This window comes from Rhodococcus sp. NPDC056743 (genome assembly GCF_042790355.1).
GTDB lineage: Bacteria > Actinomycetota > Actinomycetes > Mycobacteriales > Mycobacteriaceae > Rhodococcus_F.
The window spans coordinates 100,514-122,296 of the sequence record NZ_JBHTZI010000006.1 but is presented as its reverse complement, the minus strand read 5'-3'; the positions used below and the strand labels follow the sequence as shown (position 1 = coordinate 122,296).

The window sequence follows — 21,783 nt, the reverse complement described above, 5'->3', positions numbered from 1 at the left end:
ATGAGTACCGCACCGGCCAGCACCACCATCACCGATGTCACTGTGTACAGCGGCAGGCAATGGCTCGAAGGTCGAGACGTCGTTGTGACGGACGGAATTGTCACCGCGATCGAGGCGTCGCGCGGTACCGCGGCTCCAAGCGGCCCAGACTCCGGGAGGGTGGACGGGTCCGGGGCGTACCTGATTCCCGGATTCGTCAACACCCACACGCACATCCAGCAGTCGCTGATGCGAGGTATCGCGGAAGGAACCCCACTACTCGAATGGCTCCTGGCCGTTGCCGAGGAATCGGTGCTGATCACCCCGGAGAAGGCATATACCGCAACAGTTGCGGCCAGCCTGGAGGCCCTGCGAAGCGGCACCACAACCTTGGTGGAACACATGTGGCCGCACCCGTCGAGCGAGGTACACGACGCCGTCATCCGGGGATTGCAGGACACCGGGATTCGCGCCCTCCTGGGGCGCGGGGTGGGGGATCGCTCGGACCCGACGCGTAAGTGGGGGTTCGATCCCAGGCTTTTGCAGCCACTCGACGACGTCCTCGCCCACACCGATCAGATAATGCGGGATGTCGCCGGATTGCGCATCGATGCTGCTGTGGCAGTGCCGAATCCGCGATCGCTCACTCCGGAGGGGATGGCGCAAGTGCGGGAATTCGCGCAGGCGCGAGGACTGACCGTATCGATACATCTTCTCGAGACTCAGACCGACAATATGATGTGCACCGAACATACGGGGATGGGTGCGGTCGACTTTCTGGACTCGAATGATTTCCTGTGGGATAGGGTTCTCGCGGTTCACTGTGTCGAACTCGATGATCGCGGCCAAAAAGTGCTGGCGGAGAGGGGAGTTGGCGTCTCGTACAACCCGGTGAGCAATATGCGACTCGGTAGCGGGGTTGCGCCGGTTCCGAGTTTCCTCGAAGCCGGCCTCGCGGTGGGTCTGGGGGTTGACGGCGCCGCCAGCAACGACACGCAGGATATGCTCGAAACCCTGCGTACCGGTGCCTACGTGCAGCGGGCCACCCGATCACGGGCGGACCTACTCGGTTTCGGTGACATGATCGATATCGCAACCGGTGGCGCCAACAGTGCCCTCGGCTTGCCGCCGCGATCCGGCGGGGTGGGGGTCGGAGATGCCGCTGATCTCACCATGATTCGGTTCGAGAGAGACTTCGGATGCCTGCCGGTGCGCGATCCGGGTGCATCCATTCTCACGACCGGCACCCGGCAGATTGTCGACACCGTTCTGGTTGCCGGTGAGGTTGTCATTCGCGACGGGCACTCGACGCGGGTAGACGAGGCGGAGTTGATCAGTGCACTCGCGGCGCTGTGACAATCGCACCGTGAAGGCTAGTGTTCGTCGACGTCCATCTCGATCAGCACGCGGCGCAACAGCTTTCCCGTTGCATTGCGGGGGAGTTCGTCGATGAACAGGATTTCACGTGGCACCTTGTAGCGCGCCAAGTTGGAACGAACGTGCGTTTTCAGATCCTCGGCGTTCTTGTCTGCGCCGGGGGCGATGACGACAAACGCGCGCAGCCGGTGCCCGAAGTCTGCGTCCTCCACACCGATTACCGCAGCTTCCAGTACATCCGCGTGATCAGCAAGTAGGTTCTCGACTTCGAGGGGATACACATTTTCGCCGCCGGAGACGATCATGTCGTCGTCGCGCCCGTCGACGAACAGCAGACCGTTGGCGTCGAAGTGCCCGACGTCGCCGGTGGAGAGGAGTCCGTTGATGCGCTCCTTGTCGCGGCCGTCTGTGTACCCCTCGAAGCTGAGGCCGCTCGAGACGAAGATTCGCCCGATTGTGTGGGGGGAGTTGATTTTCTGGTTGCTGTCATCGAACAGTTCGACGTGGCACGTGACGGGCGCCCGGCCGGCGGTGCCCGGTGCGATGGTGAGATCTTCGGGTGTGGCGACAGTGGCGACCGCTACTTCGGTGGATCCGTACAGGTTGTAGAGAACGTAGCCGAATGCCTCCGTGACTCGTTTGCACAGATCGGGTGAAAGCGACGACCCGGCGGAGAAAATGATCTTCAGATGTGAGGTATCGTACTTCGACAGCACGTCGGGGCCGAGATCGATGATGCGGGTCAGCATGGTCGGAACCACGACAAGGCTGTCGCACTTGTGTTGCGCCACAAGCTTGATCGTGTTCTCGGGGTCGAATTTCCGATGCATCACGACGGTCTGTCCCAACCCGAGTGCGAGCGCGAACTGGGAGACGCCGGTGCCGTGGAACGCAGGTGCTGCCATCATCATCGTTTGCCCGCGGCGCAGTGGTACCCGGTCGAGGAACTGCGCCGACGCCAACGGTGACGTGTGGCTGCGGGGCGCGCCTTTCGGGGTTCCGGTGGTTCCGCTGGTCAGAAGTACAAACCCACCATTGCGCTCCGGCGCGGGCACCGCTGAGGTGCTTCGACCCGCAATGACGTCATCGAGGGTGCGGATGGTGGTGTTCTCACGCTCTGTCCAGGATCGGTATCGCCTGGTGGCTGCGGGCAGTGCGTCGGCGACTTCGGTGAACTCGTCGTCGTAGACGAATGCCGCGACATTTTCACGGGCCGCGACGTCGACCAGTTGAGGGCGCGCAAATCCCGTGTTCATGAGGACAAGTTTGGTACCGTTCTTGGCTGCCGCGAGCATAGTCAGAACCAGGCCTCGATGGTTCCGGCACATGGCGCCCATGACAGAACCGGATGTGATGCCGTCTTCCTGCCAGGCCCGAACGAGTGCGTTGCTCTGTCGTTCCAGTTCGGCGTACGTGATGGATCCACGTTCGTCGATAATGGCTACCGCGTCGAGACCGCCTTCTGCATGCGCATGGACGGGGCCGGCAAAGGGTCCGTATTTGTCCACGGCGGCAATCGATTTCAGGCCTTTGTCGAGGCGGGGAAATGGAATCAGTCCTGCTCGAGCCATTACTCCCACGGCGCCGATGGTGTCTGCGATCTTGGTGACCATTCCGGGCATGGGTAAACCTCTTCCGAGCGTCGGTGAAAGGACCGGATTTCAGACTAATCGAAATCCGAGACTTTCACCGACGATCTCGGTGCCGTATTTTACTTCAGTTCGGCGGAGGTCTTTCCCAGCAGACGACGAGCGATGATCAGTTGCTGAATCTGCTGAGTACCCTCGAAGATGTCGAGGATCTTGGAGTCGCGACCCCACTTCTCGAGCAACGGACGCTGTGAGTAGCCGTACGTTCCGGCGAGTTCCACTGCCTTGAGAGTGATATCAGTGCCTGTGCGGCCCGCCTTGGCCTTGGACATCGATGCTTCGAGGGAGTTCGGCTTCTTGTTGTCTGCCATCCAGGCCGCGCGCAGTGCGAGCAGGTAGGCAGCTTCCCAATCGGCTTCCATCCGTAGGAACTCGGCGGCTGCCGCGTGCTGGTTGTAAGCCGGTGTGTCGTACGAGATCTCGACCCCCGCTTCCGTCAAGATGGTGCGCAGTTCTTCGAGGGCAGCGCGGCCGACGCCGATAGCCATCGCGGCGACCAACGGGCGGGTGTTGTCGAACGTCTGCATGACGCCGGCAAAGCCCTTCTCCACGTTGACCTCTGCGCTGCCGAGGATATTGTCCGCGGGGATTCGGCAGTCCTGGAGCAGCAGTACGGCGGTATCGGACGCTTTGATGCCCAGCTTGTGCTCGAGGCGTGCGACGCTCAGGCCCGGCGCGTCACGCGGCACGACAAATGACTTGATTGCCGCCCGGCCCTTGGATTTGTCAACTGACGCCCAGACGACGATGTGCGTGGAACGCTCACCCGCGGTCACAAAGATCTTCTCGCCGTTGAGAACCCATTCGTCACCGTCCAGAACAGCTGTGGTGGTGACCGCTGCCGAGTCGGATCCGAAGCCGGGCTCGGTGATGGCCATCGAAGCCCATACCTTGCCGAACCGTTCGAGTTGCTCGTCGGTGGAGACGGCCGCGATCGCCGCGTTACCGAGTCCCTGATAAGGGATCGAGAGCATGAGACCCACGTCGCCCCAGGAGGTTTCGAGGGAGTTGAGCAGTGCCGACATGTTGCCGCCGTTGGCGTTGCCGGTCTTGCCGGAATCTGCTCGGCCGCCGGCAGCGCCGCCGATGTCGCCGCCGGAGTCGGACAGACCCTCGACCATGGCGGCCATCGTGTCGAGTTCGACCGGGTATTCGTGTTCGGCGAGATCGTATTTACGTGAGATGGGTCGGAAGATCTGAGCTGCGACCTGATGCGCCTGGTTCGCGGATGCTTTGAGCTTCTTGGGAAGTTCGAGATTGATCATCGTGGTTCTCCTGGAAAGTCAGCGGCGTCAGATGAGGACAATGCCCTCGGCAACGCCGATGGCTCGAAGATCGCGGTACCAGCGCTCGACCGGATGTTCCTTGGTGAATCCGTGTCCACCGAGGAGCTGCACGCCGTCGAGGCCGATCTGCATGCCCTTCTCGGAAGCCAGCTTCCGGGCCAGGGCGGATTCACGAGCAAAGGACAACCCCTGCTCGGCGCGCGACGCGCCGCGTAGCGTGACCAGACGCATTCCGTCCAGTTCGATGGCGATGTTGGCGACCATGAAGGCAACTGCCTGACGATGGCTGATCGGCTCACCGAATGCTTCACGCTCGTTCACGTACGGAATCACGTAGTCCAGGACAGCCTGGCTGGTGCCTACCGCCATCGACGCCCAACCGAGGCGGGCGAGGCGGATCGCGTCGGCGTATTCGGCCTTACGCTGATCAGCGTTGCCGTCGCCGAGAAGCGCAGATTCGGGAACCGAGACATCGGTGAGGATCAAGCGGCCCAGCGATGCGGCCCGCAGTCCCATGCTGGGGTCAGCTTCGACGACAAGGCCTTTGGTGTCCGACTCCACGATGAAGAACGACGGCTTACCGTCGAGTTCTGCGGCGATGACAAAAAGTTCCGACGTCGCGGCAGCCGGTACCAGGCTCTTGACACCGTTGAGTCGGTATCCGCTGGGGGAGCGAACAGCTTTGGTCTGCAGAGCGAAGGGATCGAACAGTGCGCGAGGTTCGTTGACTACCACCGCGGCGCCGGGAACCTGTTCGCCGGTGAACGCGGGGAGGTACGTCTTCTGCTGCGCGTCGGTGCCCCACTGAGTGAGGGCGACGGCTACACCGCTGGGAGCGAGGATCGGCAGTGCCAGACCCATGTCTCCGTGTGAGAGTGCCTCGGCGACAAGCGAGTTGGTAACCGCGCCACGATCGGATGCGGCGCCGTCGAGTTCCTCGGGGACGTTGATCAAGGTGATCCCGAGTTCGGCCGCGCGCTTCGTCAGATCGGCGGGAGCGGCGGCAGCCTCGTCGGCGTCGTGTGCTGCGGTGCGCAGGATTTCCGACGCAAACTCGCGCACGGTCTCGACGATCATCTTCTGATCGTCGTCGGGTGTCAGATCGAAGTAGTCGGCGTTCTTGGCGGGGTTGTCCGGCAGTCGCTTGGGAGCGTCGTTGCCGGCAACCTTCTTGAAGCCACGCGTAGCGGCGCCGAGAGTCTTGAAGCCGGTTTTGGTGCCCTCGTAGGTAACCCGGTCGATGGTCTGGCGCAGGTTGAACTTGTCTGCGAATTCAGAACCGGTGATCTTGGTCAGCACGCGCATGGCAGCACCCATCGCGTCGCGTTTGACGGGGTTGAGGCCGACTGCGGACGTGTCTCGAGGGTGCGCCGTGGCATGGCTCTTGCTCGGGGCCACACTGTCTTGCTTGGTCATGATCACCAGGGGTTTCTCGGTGTCGGGGCGTTGGACCCCCTTATCTTACTCAGGAGTAAGGTCAGTTGTCGAGAAACGCTCGAAATGACGCGAGTCACGTCCCCTCCTCCCTGGGGAGGAGGTGCCGCGACCCCGAGCGTCATAGGCTCGACGGGTGAACCGGACAGCGGTGCCAGATCGAATTCAGCGGTATGTGCGTTACGCGCCGTTGGTGCTGATCCCGTGCCTACTGATTGCAAGCACGTATCCCGGGGAGTATCGGGTTCCCGTCGGCTATTGGATCGTCTCGATGCTGTCGGCGCTCGTCTTCGTGGCGGGTCGGCGGTGGCCGGTTCTTGGTTCCCTGCTTATCTCGGCTCTTGCCATTCCGATGTTCGTCGCCGATGCGTGGGGGCTCTCCGAACTCGTGCCGTATCTCGGCGCGGTAGCCGTTGTCGATGTCACGATGCGGGTCGAGCGCCGGGAACTGGTCGCCGTATCGGCAACCGGGTGGTGCGGTTCCGTACTGGCAGGGATCTGGTTCGAATCTCACGACGCATTCTGGTCGGTCACCACCGCTGTGAAAGTGCTTGCCTACGTGGGCTTGCCGCTGCTGCTCGGGTTGTATCTGCGCTCGCAGCGTGAATTGGCCGCGAATAATCTCGCGCACACCCGTGCTGCGGAACGGAGCGCGCTGGCCCGTGAGCTGCACGACCTCGTTGCGCACCACATGGCGTCGATTGTCCTGAGAATCGGAGTCGCTCAACACGTATTGGCACCGCAGGACGAAGCCGTGCGGGAAGTCCTTACCGACGTGCATGCGACGGCATCGGATGCGCTGACTGACATTCGCCGCCTTCTCGTCGCATTGCGCGATCCCTCGCTCGGCGAGGTTGCTCTGGTCGAACCGGACGCCGTCGGCGCGGAAATCGAGGCCGCGGTCGATCGTGTGCGGGCGGCTGGCTTCCAGGTTCAGGCGCACGTCGAGTCGGACGCAGCTGACCTCGACGCCATCGGCCGGCTGACGTTGTTACGGGTAGTTCAGGAATCTCTGACCAACGTCCTGAAATATGGAGACAGGAAGGTGCCCGTCTCGGTAACTGTTCGTCGCAAGGACGGTCGGGTCGAGGTCAGGGTGAGCAACAATTTCGGTGGATCGGTGAAGGGCGCCGGACACGGCCTCGTCGGAATGCGGGAGCGTGCAAAGTTGGTCGGCGGTGAGATGAGCGCCGGTGCGCTCGGTGACGGAAGATGGGAAGTGTACGTGAGTATTCCGCTGGTAGTCGAAGGTGGCGACTCGTGATCGCAGTGTTGGTTGTCGACGACCAGCGACTCGTACGCGCCGGTTTGCGGATGCTGTGCACTGCGGCCGAGGACATGACCATATCCGGTGAGGCGTCGAACGGCGTCGAGGCGGTATCGCTTGCTGCTGAACTGGATCCCGACGTGATCCTGATGGACCTGAGGATGCCCGGCCTCGACGGGATCGGCGCCACCCGGCAGATTGTCAAGTCCGGGCGGCGCGCACGCATTCTCGTACTCACCACTTTCGACGACGACGATCATCTGTATCCCGCGCTTGCTGCCGGTGCTTCGGGGTTTCTCGTCAAGGACACTGAACCCGCCGAGTTGCTCGGTGCCATTCGCCGGGTAGCCGACGGCGACATGGTGTTCTCCCCGGAACTGCTTCGCCGCCTCGTGGATCGAGCGGTGATCGGCGCGGCCGCAGGCTCTGCTGTGACAGAGGTGGTTTCGCTGACCGAGCGTGAATCTCAGGTTCTCGCCTTGGTCGCGGAAGGGAAGAGCAATCAGGAAATCGGGGACGTGCTGCATTTGGGTGTGACGACGGTCAAAACTCATGTGGCAAACCTGATGTCGAAGACGGGCTGCGACAATCGGGTCCGCCTTGCCGTGTACCACTTGCAGACCCGTCAATGACCGGTGTCCATGTCCACGTCCATCTGCATCTGCATCTGCATCGGCGCGGCTTTCCGGCCCGGTTCGAGGACGAGGAATTGGCCCATCATGCCCTGATCCTCGTGCATCAGCAGGTGGCAGTGGAACATGTACGGCACAGTGGGATCAGTGTATTCGGACCACTGCAGTGCAACGCGAATCCTGCTGCCCGGAGGCGTGTAAACAGTGTCCTTGAGGCCGCGCAGGTGCGGTGGGGGAGTTCGGCCGTCGACGTCGAGGACTTGGAATTGCACGTCGTGGACGTGGAAGTTGTGCGGCCAGTTGTCCTTGTTGGTGATGGTCCACACTTCGGTGGCTCCGACCACGGCCTCGAAGTCGATGCGGTTCATGTCCATTCGTTGTCCGTTGATCATGTACCACTGCAGATCGAAGGTTCGGGAAACGCTTGCCGTCGACGGGTCGAGGCGTGAGAGGGTGGCCAACTGCGGCGGCAGGGTCGACCGTGACACGCGAGTGCCGACTCCCCGAAGTTCGACGATGTCGAAGCGGTCGTTCATGCCGAAGTTTTCTGCGTCGGAGGAGGACACGCCACCACCGTCCTCGATCGGGAACGACACCAATGTGGTTGTCGCACCGGGATCGACGCGAACCACGATCTCGGCTCGTTCGCCGGGGCTGAGTTGAATCCGCTTCGTCGGCATCGGTGATTCGAGCAGTCCGCCGTCGCTGGCGATCAAATCGAATGACCGGTCGTCGGGGAACCCCAGGTTGTAGAGACGGCCGGAGGAGCCGTTCAGGATGCGCAACCTGACAGCCCCGGTGGTGACGTCGAGGTAGGCGTCGGAGATGCCGTTGGTGACGAGCGTGTCGCCGAGCAGGCCGATGTCGGTCGGGTCGGACTCGTCGAAACTGCCGTCGACAAGGAATCGGCGATCCTGGATTATCAACGGAACATCGTCAACCCCATAGGTTTTGGGGATGTCCAGGCTATCGGTGTCGGCGTCGTCGATCAGGAACAGTCCGGCGAGACCGCGCTGGACGTGCCGTTCGGTGGATCCGTGCGGGTGCGGGTGATACCAGAGCGTCGAGGCCGCTTGGTCGATAGTCCACGCCGGTTCCCAGCGTCCGCCGGCTTCGATGGTCTGGTGCGGGCCACCGTCGAACCTTGCGGGCAGATGCATGCCGTGCCAATGGACGGTCGTCGGCTCTGCCAGGCTGTTGTCGATCGTGAATGCCACAGATTCTCCGCGCGCGGCTCGAACGGTCGGTCCCAGGATGGAGCCGTTGAAACCCCAAGTGTCGGTGAGTTTTCCCGCGACGATCTCGGTGGTTCCGGCACCGGCGCGGAGTGTGAAGTGGCGGACCCCGGAGTCGTCGACAGTCGATGGAGCCAGCGGCGGAATCGGTAACGGACGTGAAGACCCTGCTGTTGCCGTAGGCTGTAATGCGCCTGCGGAGTCGGCGCCGCAGCCCACCGCAAGTCCGAGGGGCGCGGCAGCAAGGCCGAACAGTATCGAGCGCCGGGAAATCCGGTTCATCATTCTCCTGAAGTAGTGCGTGATCGACTACTCCAAGTCAACGGGTCGAGATGCCGTGCCGAATCCTCCGGAAGGGCCTGCAGGGGTTCCTCCCTACGGCCCTTGCGGCGAGAGGGGAGTTCTGTTACCCGGCTAGCTACCGTAGGCGCGCGAGCACATCCTCGTGCAGCAAGCCGTTCGTGGCAACGGCACTGCCGCCGTGCGGGCCGGCCCCGCCGTCCAGGTCGGTAAAGGTTCCACCGGCTTCGCGGATCAACACGTCCAAGGCGGCGAGGTCCCACAGGGAAACCTCGGGTTCGGCAGCGATGTCCACTGCGCCTTCAGCGACCAGGCAGTACGAGAAGAAGTCTCCGTACCCGCGGACTCGCCACACGTGATCGGTGAGATCGATGAACTGATCGCGGATTCCGCGGTCCTTCCAGCCGGACAGGCTCGAGAAGCTCAGGCTCGCCGACTCGCCGCGGTCGACGGCGGATACTCGAATCGCTCGGGCGCCGCCGCCGTCGTAGGAGGTGAAGGCGCCCAAACCTGTTGCCGCCCACCAGCGTCGGTTCAGGGCGGGTGCACTGACGACGCCGACGACGGGAACGCCGTCCGCGAGCAAGCTGATCAGGGTTGCCCAGACCGGCACGTTGCGCACGAAGTTCTTGGTGCCGTCAATCGGATCTACCACCCACTGCCGTCCCTCGAACACTGCGTCGCCGCCGAACTCTTCACCCAGCACCGAGTCGCCCGGTCGAGCCTCGGACAGCGTCGCTCGCATGGCGCGTTCGACGGCGAGGTCGGCGTCGGAGACCGGTGTGAGGTCGGGTTTGTCGTCCACTCGCAGATCGAGGGCACCGAAGCGGGTGCGAGTGATCGCGTCGGCCTCGTCGGCGAGACGCAGGGCCAGGGCTAGGTCGGAAGCTAGGTCGGAAGCGCGGTCGGAAGCGAGGTCGGTCACGGGAACACAACTTACCGTCTTGCCCGCACAGTCCCTACCTACGCGCCCTACCTACGCGGGCAGAACTTCGTTCAGCCTTCCGGTCGCCACGTCGAAGACAAATCCACGCAGGGAGGTCGTCGCAGTGATGAACGGACTGCTCTCGATTCGGCGTAGCGATTGCCGCACGTCTTCATCCACGTCGGGGAACGATTCGGGTGACCAGGCCGGTTTGACGCCGATCTCGTCCTGGATCGAGCGCTTGAAATCGTCGTCCGTGAATGTCAGCATCCCGCAGTCCGTGTGATGGATGAGGATGATCTCGGTGGTGCCGAGGAGGCGCTGGCTGATGGCAAGCGACCGAATCTCGTCGTCGGTGACCACACCGCCGGCGTTGCGGATGACGTGGGATTCGCCCTCTTTGATGCCGAGCATCCGGTAGACGTCCAGACGCGCATCCATGCAGGCGAGAACGGCAACGTGCTTGCTCGGTGGGAGGGGAAGCGGTCCGGAGAATTGCTCGGCATACGAGGCGTTGTTCTTCAGGTATTCGTCGGTGACGGTCATCGATAGGCCCTTCTTGTTCGGTGCTTGTTCGGTCTTTGTTCGGTTCTTGTCCGGTCCTGGTTCGAGTCGCGGTTATTGCAGGGGAGGACACCCGGTAGCCTTGAGAACCGTGCATCCTGACGTAATTGCAGACCTGAACGCGCTCGACACCACCCTTCGCACCTGCGAGTCGGTCGTGGACGTCGAAGAGCTGCGCCGACGCATCGACGAGCTCGAGCATCAGGCTGCCGATCCCGGCTTGTGGAACGACCAGGACCACGCTCAGCAAGTAACCAGCCAGCTCTCGCATGCCCAATCGGAGCTTCGCCGAATCGTGGCGCTGCGCGAGAGGCTCGACGAAATGCCGATTCTGTACGAATTGGCAGAGGACGAAGGCCCTGACGCGATCGCTGATGCCGACGCCGAACGCGCCAGCCTGCGCGAAGACATCGCGGCGATGGAAGTCAAGACCATGCTCTCGGGTGAGTACGACGAGCGCGACGCGCTGATCAACATCCGCTCCGGCGCCGGCGGAGTCGACGCCGCAGACTGGGCCGAGATGCTCATGCGCATGTACATCCGTTGGGCGGAAAAGCATGATTACGGCGTCGAGGTCTACGACACGTCGTACGCCGAAGAAGCGGGACTCAAGAGCGCCACATTCGCGATCAAGGGGCCGTACACCTACGGCACCTTGTCCGTCGAGATGGGTACTCACCGCCTCGTCCGGATCAGCCCGTTCGACAACCAGGGCCGTCGCCAGACGTCGTTTGCCGAGGTCGAGGTCCTGCCGGTCGTCGAGACCACCGACCACATCGAGATCAACGAGAACGACATCCGTGTCGATGTCTACCGCTCGTCCGGTCCCGGTGGTCAGTCCGTCAACACCACCGACTCGGCGGTGCGCCTGACGCACATCCCGACGGGCATCGTCGTGACGTGTCAGAACGAGAAGTCGCAGCTCCAGAACAAGGTGTCGGCGATGCGCGTCCTGCAGGCCAAGCTGCTGGCGGTCAAGCGTCTGGAAGAGCGCGCCGAGATGGATGCGCTCAAGGGCGACAGCGGCAGCTCCTGGGGCAACCAGATGCGTTCTTACGTCCTGCACCCGTACCAGATGGTCAAGGATCTGCGCACCGAATACGAGGTCAACAACCCGTCCGCAGTGCTCGACGGTGACATCGACGGTTTCCTCGAGGCCGGCATTCGCTGGCGCATGAGCGAGAACCAGTCCGCATAGCGGCAACCGAAAGGCACGATGACTTTTCTCAGACCTGGGCAGAACCTGCTCAATTGGCTCCAGAATCCTGGGTTGTCGGTCCTCATGACCGTGCTCGGAGCGATGATCCTTGCCCGTCTGGTCAGTTGGGGCGGCAACAAGGTCACCGACCAGATCGATGCCAACTATCAGCTGGGTGACGCGCTGGTCCGATCCGAGGCCACCAAACACCGTCATTCCGTGGCTCAGGTCATCACGTGGGTGATCATCACGTTCATCTACGTGATCGCGACACTCAAGGTTCTCGATCTGCTGAACCTGCCGATCGGGAGTTTGGTTGCACCGGCAACGGTGCTCGGCGCGGCACTGGGCTTTGGTGCGCAGCGCGTCGTGCAGGACATCCTGGCGGGATTCTTCATCATCACCGAACGCCAATACGGATTCGGCGACACCGTGCGCCTCGCGATCACAGGTTCGTCCGACGACGCCGAAGGTGTCATCGAAGACGTGACGTTGCGAGTCACGCGAATGCGGAACGCGGACGGCGAAGTCATTACCGTTCCCAACGGTCAGATCGTGAAAGCGACCAACCTGTCCAAGGACTGGGCACGCGCCGTCATCGACGTTCCGGTTCCGGCGACAGCCGACCTCACCCGGGTCAACGAGGTGCTTCGCCAGGTCGGCGTCGACGCGATGTCTGATCGTGGACTCAAGAAGCTCCTCCTGGACGAGCCGACGGTAATGGGTATCGAAAGCCTCGAAGTGGATCAGGTCAGCATTCGGATGGTGGCGCGCACGCTACCGGGCAAGCAGTTCCAGGTCGGACGGGCACTGCGTGTGCGCGTTGCCGCGGCACTACGCCGTCAAGGAATCACCGTCACGCCGGGACTGCACACGGGCAATATCGAGGAGGCGAGCGAATGACCGAGCAGGAACCCCGGCGCGGTCTCGACCGGATCATTCACTTCGATTGGATGCCGGCCCGTTTGTTCGGTGGCCGGATGCGGACGTCGACGTTCCTTCTGATCGTTGCCTGGATCCTCGCCTACGTCGCCAACACGAGCCTGAACCCGGAGGTGCCCACGGCAGCCACGCCTGCGCCGGCCGCAGGATCGTCGGTGACGGAGCCGTACACGCAGCCGCCGGCGGGGACTTCGACCACAACTGTCCCGGAATCTTCGGCGCCGCCGTCCTCGGAATCGGCGCCGTCGACGACCGAGTCCTCCGGTTCAGCGACACCGGGCTCAGCGCAGAGTGGTGTTTCGTCGACGGTGACGACGACAGCACCGGTCCCTGGCCCTCCGGTCGGCAATTCCGGCAACGCTAATTCCGGCAACGATAATTCCGACTCCGGAAATTCCAACAGCACAGCGACGACAATTCCGAGCACGACAGCCGCGACAACCAGTGGAACCGGGTAAAGCGGGCGCACTCGCCGCGCGTTGCTCCAAGGTCACTGTTCGATAACGGCTAGACTGGCTTGTTGTGATCAGCATGAAGAACGTGTCGAAGTCCTACAAGGCCTCCACCAGGCCGGCGCTCGACAATGTCAGTGTGGAGGTGGAGAAGGGGGAGTTCGTCTTCCTCATCGGTCCCTCCGGCTCTGGCAAGTCGACCTTCATGCGATTACTGCTCAAGATGGAGTCGCCGACGTCCGGTGACATCGAGGTCGCAGATTTTCACGTCAACAAGTTGTCGGCCCGTCGGGTTCCGAAGCTGCGGCAGGCAATGGGTTGCGTGTTCCAGGATTTCCGGCTGCTGCAGCAGAAGACGGTGTCCGAGAATGTCGCGTTTGCGTTGGAAGTGATCGGCAAGCCACGCGATGTGATTGCACGTACCGTTCCCGAAGTCCTCGACATGGTCGGCCTCGCCGGAAAAGCTGATCGACTTCCCACCGAACTGTCCGGCGGCGAGCAGCAGCGCGTAGCTATTGCGCGCGCTTTCGTGAACCGGCCGCTGGTCCTCCTCGCTGACGAGCCCACCGGCAACCTCGATCCTGAGACCAGCCAGGACATCATGCTGCTGCTCGAGCGCATCAACCGCACCGGCACCACCGTTGTCATGGCCACGCACGACCACCACATCGTCGACTCGATGCGTCGACGAGTCATCGAACTCGATCTCGGCAAGGTCAGCAGAGACGAAGCGCGGGGTGTGTACGGCGTCGGCAGGTAACGCCGACTGCTCACCACTCGTCCGAACGCCCACCGGTAGCTGCGAAGCCGCCGATCATTCGAGAAGGAATCGGATTCCCCGATGCGTGCCAGTTTTATTTTCAGCGAGGTCCTGACCGGCCTGCGCCGCAACATCACGATGACCATTGCCATGATCTTGACGACCGCAATTTCGCTGGGACTCTTCGGTGGTGGCCTCCTGGTGGTTCAGATGGCCGGTAAGACGCAACAAATCTTCCTCGAGCGCGTCGAGGTTCAGATCTTCCTGACGGACGATATTTCCGCCGCAGACCCCGGATGTGAGCAGGAAATCTGCAGCACTCTGCGGCAGGAACTCGAGCAGACCCCGTCCGTCGTTGCGGTTCAGTTCCTCAATCGCGACGACGCGGTGAAAGATGCGACCGAGCGAGTGTTCAAGGACCAGCCCGAGCTGGCGGCACTGGTCAGCCCGGACAGCTTCCCGGCGTCGTTCAAGGTCAAGCTCAGTGACCCGGAACGGTTCGGCGTCATCAACGACACGTTCGGTTCCCGGCCGGGCGTCGAGAGCGTTCTCAATCAGCGTGAGCTCGTCGACCGTCTCTTCAGCGTCCTCGGTGGTGTCCGCAACGCGGCCTTTGCCATTGCCGTCGTGCAGGCCATCGCCGCAATCCTTTTGATCGCCAACATGGTTCAGATTGCCGCGTTCACGCGTCGTACCGAGGTCAGCATCATGCGACTGGTGGGCGCAACACGCTGGTACACACAGCTTCCGTTCCTGCTCGAGGCAATTGTGGCCGCCTTGATCGGTGCGGTACTGGCGATTGCCGGGCTCTTCACAGCAAAGAACCTGTTCATCGACGGAGTGCTTGCCGATGTCTACGAAGCCAACATCGTCGCCCGCATTTCCAACAGCGATATCCTGTTCGTCTCACCGTTCCTGGTACTCGCAGGCGTGGGAATGGCAGCGATAACCTCGTACGTCACGCTTCGTTTGTACGTGCGCGAGTAATTGGTTTGCACGGCCTTCTATGCTGAGAGCAACACTATTGGGTAAGACAGCGGACTGAGAGGCCCGGACAGTGAAGGAAAAGGGCCGCAAGGTCATTGCGACCAATCGCAAAGCGCGTCACAACTACACGATCATCGACACTTACGAAGCGGGAATCGCGCTCGTGGGGACCGAGGTCAAGAGTTTGCGCGAAGGTAAGGCGTCGCTCGTGGACGCCTTCGCAACCGTCGACAACGGTGAGGTGTGGCTTCGATCGCTGCACATTCCGGAATACACGCAGGGTTCGTGGACCAACCACTCGCCGCGTCGGACCCGGAAGTTGTTGCTGCACAAGCGCGAGATCGAACACCTGGTAGGCAAGACCCGTGAGGGTAATCAGACGCTGGTCCCGTTGTCGATGTATTTCTCCGACGGCAAGGTCAAGGTCGAACTTGCTCTCGCCAAGGGTAAGCAGGACTACGACAAGCGTCAGGATATGGCCAAGCGCACCGCCGAACGCGAGGTGACGCGCGAGTTGGGCCGTCGGATCAAGGGCATGCGCGGGTAGCAGCTCGTACGATCTCAGCCGCGGCGGTCGGCCGGCGCGGCACGAAGGTGCACTCGTTCACCTTGCTTGCCGAACAAACTGATCACCTCGGCCGGTCGACCGTCGGCCGCGCTGAATCGGTGGGGTATATGCGTGTCGAACTCGGCCGCTTCACCCGCGCCCATGACAAAATCGCGATCACCGAGCTGGAGTCGGACCCGACCCGACAGCACGTAGAGCCATTCATACCCTTCGTGGGTGCCCGGCTCACGGATGTCCTCGGTGGGCGCGAGGATCATCTTGTAGGCCTGGAGGTTTCCTGGCTGACTGGTCAACGGAATAATCGTCATCGACCCGACCTTTTGCGGTTCTTCCCGCACGCGGGGGTCTGCGATCTTGCTGTTGACGAGGTCGTCCAGTGGGACGCCGTGCGCCTTCGCGATCGGCAGCAACAGTTCCAAGTTTGCTCGGCGAGTGCCGGATTCGAGCCGCGACAACGTGCTGACGTTGATGCCGGTGGCCTCGGAGAGGTCGGTCAACGTCATATCGGATTGTTGGCGCAGTGTGCGCAGACGCGGACCGATACCCGCGAGGACGGCGTCGAACGATGTTTCGGTCATTCGTCTATTTTGCGTCTACTTTGCCAAATTAGCAAAGGTGTTTGTCAAGTTGGCGTCGTACTGCAATCCTGGGTTCATGACACAGACCTCTTACGACGCAGCAGACACGTTCGACGCAGCAGGCAGGTATGACGTAGCAGTGATCGGTGGCGGTGCGGCAGGGCTCAACGCGGCGCTCATCCTCGGTCAAGCCCGCAGGTCCGTTGTTGTGTTCGACAACGGTGCACCGCGAAACGCGGCCGCAGATCACATGAACGGGTTTCTCTCACGCGACAGGATGAATCCAGCCGAACTACTCTCCATCGGACGCGACGAAGTCCGAAAATACGGTGGAGAGTTCCACGACGGAACTGTCGTGGCGCTGCAGCGTGAAGGCGATGAAGACTCTCGCGGCGGATTCGCGATCACTCTGGCGGATGACACTCGAATCTTGGTACGCAAGGTGCTTGTCGCAACGGGCTTGACCGACAAACTGCCCGACGAACTCAGTGCCTTCGGTGAGCGATGGGGCCGCGACGTCCTGCACTGCCCGTACTGCCACGGATATGACGTGCGCGATCAGCCTCTGGGTGTCATTGCAAAGAGTGTCGAGTTCGCAATGCACCAGGCGCCGATGATCCGTCAGTGGTCCGACGACGTCGTTCTGTTCCTCCATCGAATCGAGAATCTCAGCGCCGAGGACCGGGAAAAGCTTGCAGCGCTCAATATTTCAATCGTCGAAGGTGAGGTGTCTGCGCCGGTGATCGAGAACGATCGATTTGTCGGTGTGCAGTTGGCTGACGGCTCGACGGTTGCGCGGTCGGCGATCTTTGTCGGCGGAGCGGTCACGATGGACCCGAATGATTCGATCCTGCGGTCGTTCGGCGCTGCAACGGCGGAGACGATGATGGGGGAGTTCGTCACCGTGGACATGATGGGTGCAACCAGCGTGGCTGGAGTCTTTGCGGCAGGCAACGTCGTCGATCCGAGTGCGCAGGTCATCATGGCCGCAGCCGCAGGAGCTAAGGCCGGAGCGGGAATCAACATGGCGCTCACCGCGGATGATCTGGCGGCAGCGTTGGCTTTGCGCGGCTCGATTTCTGCGTAGTCATTTCTGCCTGGCAGTTGGTTTTCTGCGTAGCGTGGTGTGATGGAAACGGTGCGAGTGTTGATCACAGGAGCAACCGGCTACATCGGCGGGCGTCTTGCCCCCAGGTTGGTCACAGCGGGGCATCACGTCCGCGTGCTGGTGCGCAGTCCCGAGAAACTGCGCGATGTTCCGTGGCGTGATTCCGTCGAGGTAGTTCGTGCTGATCTGAGTGACAAGGATTCCCTCGCAGGTGCATTCGAGGAGATTGACGTTGTCTACTACCTTGTCCATGCAATGGGTGGTGGTGGCTCGTTTTCCGATGTCGACAAGCGCAGCGCGGCAAACGTGGCTGAAGCGGCAGCGGCAGCGGGAGTTCGCAGAATCGTCTACCTCGGCGGACTCCATCCGACGCAGCATGAATTATCGACGCAGCGCGAGTTGTCGACGCATCTGAAGTCTCGGCTGGAGGTTGGCCAGATCCTTCTCGACTCTGCCGTTCCGACGGTCGTGTTCCAGGCTGGAGTGGTGATCGGTTCGGGTTCGGCCTCCTTCGAGATGGTTCGACACCTGACCAATCGCCTACCGGTGATGACCACGCCGAAATGGGTGCACAACAACATTCAGCCGATTGCCGTGCGCGACGTCCTTCACTATCTGGTGGCTGCGGCGGCCACAGTCCCGGAGATCAACCGCGCGTTCGATATCGGCGGGCCGGACGTCATGCAGTACGGCGAAATGATGAACACTTACGCTGATGTCGCGGGATTGGTGCGTCGCCGCATTGTCGTTCTGCCAGTGCTGACCCCGAGGCTGGCCGGCCTCTGGGTGGGGTTGGTCACGCCGATTCCGCACGGGCTCGCAATGCCGCTGATCGAGTCATTGCAGAACGATGCCGTCATGCACGATCACGACATCGACGGCTTCATTCCGCCGCCCGAAGGCGGACTCACCACGTATCGCGAAGCCGTGCGGCTGGCGCTGCGCAAGATCGAGAACGGAGAGGTCGAGACCTCTTGGTCCGGCGCCGCCATCGCCGGCGCACCGTCGGATCCGCTACCGTCCGATCCGGATTGGGCCGGTGAAGCGGTGTATGTCGACCATCGTGAACGCGATTGTGCTGCGGACCCGGAGACGCTGTGGAAGGTGGTCGAATCCATCGGCGGTGAGAACGGTTGGTACTCATTCCCTTTGGCCTGGGCAATTCGGGGGTGGATGGACCGGGCGGTGGGCGGCGTCGGGTTGCGGCGAGGGCGGCGTGATCCGCGTCACCTCAATACCGGTGAAGCCCTGGACTTCTGGCGGGTCGAAGAGATCGACAGAGGAAAGTTGCTGCGATTGCGGGCCGAAATGAAAGTCCCCGGGGGAGCGTGGTTGGAGCTCAGAGTCTCGGACGGGCCCGCGGGTCCGGATGGTCAGGCGGTGGGTTCGCGCCTCGATCAGCGCGCAGTATTTTTCCCGCGAGGCTTGGCCGGACGGCTGTATTGGTACTCGATCCTGCCCTTTCACGGTGTCGTATTCGAAGGCATGATCACCAACATCACCAGCACAGCAGAACGCACGGTTTAATTGGTATGACTTCCGCGCACCGGCGCGTTATAGTAGGTAGCCCCACGAAAGACGCGGGGCACACACGGGGCTGAACGGTTTCGACTGCGTGTGTTGAGTTAGGGGAAGCGTGTCGGTGCAGGCAAGAGACCACCGTAAGCGTCGCTGCAAACCTATAAGCGCCGATTCCAATCAGCGCGACTACGCTCTCGCTGCCTAAGTAGCGAAGCGTGTCTGTCAGCCCGGGGTTGCCCTCGACCCGGTTCCTGGCATCAGCTAGAGGGCTTTACTGTTCGGCTCGGTCGCGGAGTCGAATGGGACATCAAACAGTGACTGGGATCGTCATCCTGGCTTGTTCGCGAGACTGGGAGATCCAAGTAGAGACTTAGCGAACTGCACACGGAGAAGCCCTAGCGATTCAACGTAGGACCCGGGTTCAATTCCCGGCAGCTCCACAAAGGTCGGGCCGGAGAGTTCACACTCTCCGGCCCGACTTTATTGCTGTGCTGATGGCAGCACCGTAGGGGTTCTGCGATCAGGATCCGAAGAATCCCAGTTCGATTGAGCCGGCGAAGCCGGGAGCTTTCTTGGCCAGCGGCTTACCGTCCAGGTCGGCAGGCAGCGCAACGCCGAGACTCTGCAGGACGGTGGGGGTGATATCGGCGATCGTGTAGTCGGCGGTGTTCTTTCCTGCGGTGTAGCCGGCGCCACGAGCGATAACGAACGTCGTTGCCTCGGCTGCGCTCTGGCCGCCGTGTCCGCCGGTCGGCGTGTGACCGTGGTCGGCTGTGACCAGCACCGTCCACCTTTCGCCAGTCTTTGCCCCGCGCTCGTCGACGGCGTTGATGATCTTTCCGACCTCCTCGTCTACCGACGCGATGGACTCGGCGTAGGCAGGTGCATTTGTTCCACCGCTGTGTCCGGCGCCGTCGACCTGATCGAGCTGGGTGAAGATGAGATCCGGTCCCTTGTCGATGATGGAGGCGGCGACAGCGTCCGCGGTCGCACTGTCCGTTGCCGCCACCGAGCCGGTGTCGGGTGTAGTGACAACTACGTCAGCCTTGGGCTCACCGCTGGATGCGATGTTGTCTATGCCTCCCCACGTTGAGATCGATTCGGTGACAAGGGCAGGCTTGGCCTTCTCGATCTGGGTGAAGACGGTGGGGTACAGGTCGTAGCGGGCACCGACAAATGTGTTGTCCTTCACGCCGTGCTTGGTGTCCCAGACCCCTGTGAGAATCGTTGACCACGAGGGTCCGGAGATTGTGGTGTGGCCGAGGATGGACGATTCTCCACTGGTTCCTTCGGCAATCAGCTTGTTCAGGTTCGGGGCGTCGGCGTTCTTGATGTGGCTGAGCATGGTGCCGTCAAGTCCGATGACGACAGTCTTCTGGGCAGCAATCGAATTGAGGTCGGACGAACCGGGAACTGCTGCAGCAGTGGAAGTTCCGGCAGCTACCGCGCCGGCTAGGAGAAGTGTGATGGTGGCTGAGGTACGAGCTATTTTCTTGGTCACGCTAAGGATCTTGCAATAGGACTAGACCAATTGCACCACTCAGGCGCCATGATTGTTCGATTGTTCATCAACAGTTCAGATTGGACTAGACCAATACGCTTTCGCGGTCCAACCCGTCGAAGATGACGCTGACGGCGTGGTCCAGGTGTAGCGGATCGCCGCCCCATCTCGGGATGATTGCATCATCACGTATGTCGCCGCGCAGTAGTTGATCGGCGAAACCCTCCGTCGGAGGTGCCGGGTCGATGACCCCTCCATCGGTGTTGTGGAATTCGAACTGCTGATCACCGAGGGCAGTAATTGTGAATTGGCCACGGTGTAGTGCTCGGTGGCAGGTACCGCACAGCATGATCAGGTTGTCGAGGTTGGTTTCTCCGCCACGACCCCAGAATCGGACATGGTGAGCATGTAGAAACCTGGTTCGACCGCACCCTGGTGTGCGACAGCTTCCGTCACGGTAGTTCAGCGCCAGCATTTGTTTGTGGCTGGTGACGCGGGTTTTCCGGCCCAGATTGAGCACGCACTGCTTCTTTGTCTTCGCCAAGCGGAGGTGGGCGTTGCAGAGGACTTCCTCGGAGTCGCTGTCAGTCAGTACAGGTCCACCGGGAATTCGGAGGTTGTCATGCTCGTGGAAGAACACCACCTCTGCGGAGGTGCCGGCGCGCGTCGCTGTATTCACGCCGGCTGTGGCTGCGATTTCGGCCATCGCGAGGAGTGCGGGCCCGATATCTCCGGGCGGCTTTTTCGCCGCATTCTGTTCGGTGGTTGGCTCGTCCTCCTGTGAAGGGCTTTCCGTCCGGTTGCGTTCCTGTTCTGCGGTGGTCAGGACAGCGAGGATGCGAGCGCCGTCCTGTGCGGCGAGGCGACCTTTGATGACAAAATCTCCGGTGTCTGCGTCCCAGTGCCAGCGCACTTGAAAGCGTTCAGGTGCTTTACTTTTGCCGGATTCGTTGTCGGTGACTTTTCGTAGTCCGGCGGTGAGACGGTCGATCTGGGACGCAGGTGCTTCGCGGCCGAGCCGGACCATCTGCTTCTCGTTTGTAGGGGTTGCGACTCGGGTCAGTGTTCGAACCTTCGAGTACGACAACTCGCCTTGTTCGAACGCCTTCCGCATCTGGGGCAGTGGGCGGAGCGCCTTGGCGACACGAACGTATTCACGTCCGGTGTGCAGGCTCATGCCACATTTCCATGACAGCCAGTGAGCGCACGAATGCAGTCCGGGACCGGCCCAGCCTCGTTGTTCGTCGAAGTCGGCCAAGAGGGTGAGGAAGCGAGCGGTGGCCGCTGCGATTTGCCCGGCTAGTGCGCAGATTTCCACGCCGATGTTGTCTACGGCTTCTCGCTTGTCCGCGACGCTCATGACCTGTTCGGTGTCACTGTCGTGATCGATGACGAGCTTGTTTGTGTCCAGCTTGTTTGTGTCCATGCCGACCCCCCGGTTCGAATGTTCATTCGACAGTAGCCGCGGGTGCCGACAGATTTCGAAAAGCGTCCCCGCGGGGACGTCTCGCCATGAAAAG

The 21,783-nt window shown here is 61.8% G+C and carries 20 protein-coding genes and 1 other RNA gene; 11 read left to right on the top strand and 10 right to left on the bottom strand.

What is annotated here, in order from left to right; genetic code table 11:
• Positions 1–1,335: an amidohydrolase family protein gene (locus ACFRFQ_RS15025; RefSeq protein ID WP_378658881.1), complete on the top strand. Its 1,335-nt coding sequence runs from the start codon at positions 1–3 to the stop codon at positions 1,333–1,335.
• Positions 1,336–1,352: 17 nt separating this feature from the next.
• On the opposite strand, the gene ACFRFQ_RS15020 is transcribed toward ACFRFQ_RS15025, so the two are convergent.
• From ACFRFQ_RS15020 to ACFRFQ_RS15010, 3 genes are all read right to left on the bottom strand, one after another.
• The gene (locus ACFRFQ_RS15020) at positions 1,353–2,978 is read right to left on the bottom strand and encodes an acyl-CoA synthetase (protein WP_378658878.1); all 1,626 of its coding nucleotides are present in this window, start codon (positions 2,976–2,978) and stop codon (positions 1,353–1,355) included.
• 89 nt (positions 2,979–3,067) lie between these two features.
• Positions 3,068–4,270, bottom strand: a complete 1,203-nt coding sequence (locus tag ACFRFQ_RS15015) for an acyl-CoA dehydrogenase family protein (RefSeq protein ID WP_378658876.1) — start codon at positions 4,268–4,270, stop codon at positions 3,068–3,070.
• A gap of 27 nt (positions 4,271–4,297) precedes the next feature.
• Positions 4,298–5,713: an acyl-CoA dehydrogenase family protein gene (locus ACFRFQ_RS15010; RefSeq protein ID WP_138869291.1), complete on the bottom strand. Its 1,416-nt coding sequence runs from the start codon at positions 5,711–5,713 to the stop codon at positions 4,298–4,300.
• A gap of 148 nt (positions 5,714–5,861) precedes the next feature.
• On the opposite strand from ACFRFQ_RS15010, the gene ACFRFQ_RS15005 reads away from it, so the two are divergent.
• Together ACFRFQ_RS15005 and ACFRFQ_RS15000 are read left to right on the top strand one after the other, a co-directional pair.
• Positions 5,862–6,989 carry a sensor histidine kinase gene (locus ACFRFQ_RS15005; RefSeq protein WP_378658873.1) on the top strand — a complete coding sequence of 376 codons (1,128 nt, stop codon included), beginning with the start codon at positions 5,862–5,864 and terminating at the stop codon, positions 6,987–6,989.
• The gene (locus ACFRFQ_RS15000; RefSeq protein ID WP_378658870.1) at positions 6,986–7,624 is read left to right on the top strand and encodes a response regulator; all 639 of its coding nucleotides are present in this window, start codon (positions 6,986–6,988) and stop codon (positions 7,622–7,624) included. Before ACFRFQ_RS15005 ends, ACFRFQ_RS15000 begins: the two co-directional genes overlap by 4 nt.
• On the opposite strand, the gene ACFRFQ_RS14995 is transcribed toward ACFRFQ_RS15000, so the two are convergent.
• The 3 genes from ACFRFQ_RS14995 to ACFRFQ_RS14985 all read right to left on the bottom strand — a co-directional run bounded on the left by ACFRFQ_RS14995 (position 7,618) and on the right by ACFRFQ_RS14985 (position 10,630).
• Positions 7,618–9,141, bottom strand: a complete 1,524-nt coding sequence (locus ACFRFQ_RS14995) for a multicopper oxidase family protein (RefSeq protein ID WP_378658868.1) — start codon at positions 9,139–9,141, stop codon at positions 7,618–7,620. The genes ACFRFQ_RS15000 and ACFRFQ_RS14995 overlap by 7 nt on opposite strands.
• A 136-nt stretch (positions 9,142–9,277) precedes the next feature.
• The gene (hisN, locus tag ACFRFQ_RS14990) at positions 9,278–10,084 is read right to left on the bottom strand and encodes a histidinol-phosphatase (RefSeq protein WP_378658865.1); all 807 of its coding nucleotides are present in this window, start codon (positions 10,082–10,084) and stop codon (positions 9,278–9,280) included.
• A 51-nt stretch (positions 10,085–10,135) separates the two neighbouring features.
• Positions 10,136–10,630: a beta-class carbonic anhydrase gene (locus ACFRFQ_RS14985; protein WP_378658862.1), complete on the bottom strand. Its 495-nt coding sequence runs from the start codon at positions 10,628–10,630 to the stop codon at positions 10,136–10,138.
• A gap of 109 nt (positions 10,631–10,739) precedes the next feature.
• Here ACFRFQ_RS14985 and prfB point away from each other — a divergent pair, with 109 nt between their 5' ends.
• Together prfB and ACFRFQ_RS14975 are read left to right on the top strand one after the other, a co-directional pair.
• Positions 10,740–11,846 (top strand): peptide chain release factor 2, encoded by a 1,107-nt coding sequence (gene prfB, locus ACFRFQ_RS14980; protein WP_033231132.1) that lies wholly within the window; start codon positions 10,740–10,742, stop codon positions 11,844–11,846.
• A gap of 18 nt (positions 11,847–11,864) precedes the next feature.
• Entirely contained in the window at positions 11,865–12,749 is an 885-nt protein-coding gene (locus tag ACFRFQ_RS14975) for a mechanosensitive ion channel family protein (protein ID WP_378658858.1), read from the top strand.
• 121 nt (positions 12,750–12,870) lie between these two features.
• On the opposite strand, the gene ACFRFQ_RS14970 is transcribed toward ACFRFQ_RS14975, so the two are convergent.
• Positions 12,871–13,257, bottom strand: a complete 387-nt coding sequence (locus ACFRFQ_RS14970; RefSeq protein WP_378658855.1) for a hypothetical protein — start codon at positions 13,255–13,257, stop codon at positions 12,871–12,873.
• A 62-nt stretch (positions 13,258–13,319) separates the two neighbouring features.
• Here ACFRFQ_RS14970 and ftsE point away from each other — a divergent pair, with 62 nt between their 5' ends.
• The 3 genes from ftsE to smpB all read left to right on the top strand — a co-directional run bounded on the left by ftsE (position 13,320) and on the right by smpB (position 15,534).
• On the top strand, positions 13,320–14,000 hold the full coding sequence (gene ftsE / locus ACFRFQ_RS14965; protein WP_202025995.1) for a cell division ATP-binding protein FtsE: 681 nt from the start codon (positions 13,320–13,322) through the stop codon (positions 13,998–14,000).
• A gap of 81 nt (positions 14,001–14,081) precedes the next feature.
• Positions 14,082–14,987 (top strand): permease-like cell division protein FtsX, encoded by a 906-nt coding sequence (ftsX, locus tag ACFRFQ_RS14960; protein ID WP_033231129.1) that lies wholly within the window; start codon positions 14,082–14,084, stop codon positions 14,985–14,987.
• A 70-nt stretch (positions 14,988–15,057) separates the two neighbouring features.
• Positions 15,058–15,534, top strand: a complete 477-nt coding sequence (smpB, locus tag ACFRFQ_RS14955; RefSeq protein WP_033231128.1) for an SsrA-binding protein SmpB — start codon at positions 15,058–15,060, stop codon at positions 15,532–15,534.
• Positions 15,535–15,548: 14 nt separating this feature from the next.
• On the opposite strand, the gene ACFRFQ_RS14950 is transcribed toward smpB, so the two are convergent.
• Complete coding sequence (locus ACFRFQ_RS14950) at positions 15,549–16,133, bottom strand: helix-turn-helix domain-containing protein (protein ID WP_378658851.1); 585 nt, start codon at positions 16,131–16,133, stop codon at positions 15,549–15,551.
• Between the two features lie 76 nt (positions 16,134–16,209).
• Between ACFRFQ_RS14950 and ACFRFQ_RS14945 the strand changes: the two genes are divergently transcribed.
• From ACFRFQ_RS14945 to ssrA, 3 genes are all read left to right on the top strand, one after another.
• The gene (locus ACFRFQ_RS14945) at positions 16,210–17,220 is read left to right on the top strand and encodes an NAD(P)/FAD-dependent oxidoreductase (RefSeq protein ID WP_378658848.1); all 1,011 of its coding nucleotides are present in this window, start codon (positions 16,210–16,212) and stop codon (positions 17,218–17,220) included.
• Between the two features lie 42 nt (positions 17,221–17,262).
• On the top strand, positions 17,263–18,768 hold the full coding sequence (locus tag ACFRFQ_RS14940) for an SDR family oxidoreductase (RefSeq protein WP_378658845.1): 1,506 nt from the start codon (positions 17,263–17,265) through the stop codon (positions 18,766–18,768).
• 66 nt (positions 18,769–18,834) lie between these two features.
• Positions 18,835–19,205: a transfer-messenger RNA gene (gene ssrA, locus ACFRFQ_RS14935) on the top strand.
• 77 nt (positions 19,206–19,282) lie between these two features.
• Here ssrA and ACFRFQ_RS14930 read toward each other — a convergent pair.
• Both ACFRFQ_RS14930 and ACFRFQ_RS14925 read right to left on the bottom strand, forming a co-directional pair.
• On the bottom strand, positions 19,283–20,263 hold the full coding sequence (locus ACFRFQ_RS14930) for an alkaline phosphatase family protein (protein WP_378658842.1): 981 nt from the start codon (positions 20,261–20,263) through the stop codon (positions 19,283–19,285).
• Between the two features lie 85 nt (positions 20,264–20,348).
• Positions 20,349–21,689: a DUF222 domain-containing protein gene (locus ACFRFQ_RS14925; protein ID WP_378658840.1), complete on the bottom strand. Its 1,341-nt coding sequence runs from the start codon at positions 21,687–21,689 to the stop codon at positions 20,349–20,351.
• Between the last annotated feature and the right edge of the window lie 94 nt (positions 21,690–21,783).

Coding starts and splice junctions, on each gene's coding strand:
- ACFRFQ_RS14945 (WP_378658848.1), top strand. CDS start 16,210: ATGACACAGACCTCTTACGACGCAGCAGACACGTTCGACGCAGCAGGC.
- ACFRFQ_RS15015 (WP_378658876.1), bottom strand. CDS start 4,270: ATGATCAATCTCGAACTTCCCAAGAAGCTCAAAGCATCCGCGAACCAG.
- ACFRFQ_RS14995 (WP_378658868.1), bottom strand. CDS start 9,141: ATGAACCGGATTTCCCGGCGCTCGATACTGTTCGGCCTTGCTGCCGCG.
- ACFRFQ_RS14940 (WP_378658845.1), top strand. CDS start 17,263: ATGGAAACGGTGCGAGTGTTGATCACAGGAGCAACCGGCTACATCGGC.
- ACFRFQ_RS15025 (WP_378658881.1), top strand. CDS start 1: ATGAGTACCGCACCGGCCAGCACCACCATCACCGATGTCACTGTGTAC.
- ftsE (WP_202025995.1), top strand. CDS start 13,320: ATGAAGAACGTGTCGAAGTCCTACAAGGCCTCCACCAGGCCGGCGCTC.
- ACFRFQ_RS14925 (WP_378658840.1), bottom strand. CDS start 21,689: ATGGACACAAACAAGCTGGACACAAACAAGCTCGTCATCGATCACGAC.
- ACFRFQ_RS14985 (WP_378658862.1), bottom strand. CDS start 10,630: ATGACCGTCACCGACGAATACCTGAAGAACAACGCCTCGTATGCCGAG.
- ACFRFQ_RS15020 (WP_378658878.1), bottom strand. CDS start 2,978: ATGCCCGGAATGGTCACCAAGATCGCAGACACCATCGGCGCCGTGGGA.
- ACFRFQ_RS14950 (WP_378658851.1), bottom strand. CDS start 16,133: ATGACCGAAACATCGTTCGACGCCGTCCTCGCGGGTATCGGTCCGCGT.
- ftsX (WP_033231129.1), top strand. CDS start 14,082: ATGCGTGCCAGTTTTATTTTCAGCGAGGTCCTGACCGGCCTGCGCCGC.
- ACFRFQ_RS14975 (WP_378658858.1), top strand. CDS start 11,865: ATGACTTTTCTCAGACCTGGGCAGAACCTGCTCAATTGGCTCCAGAAT.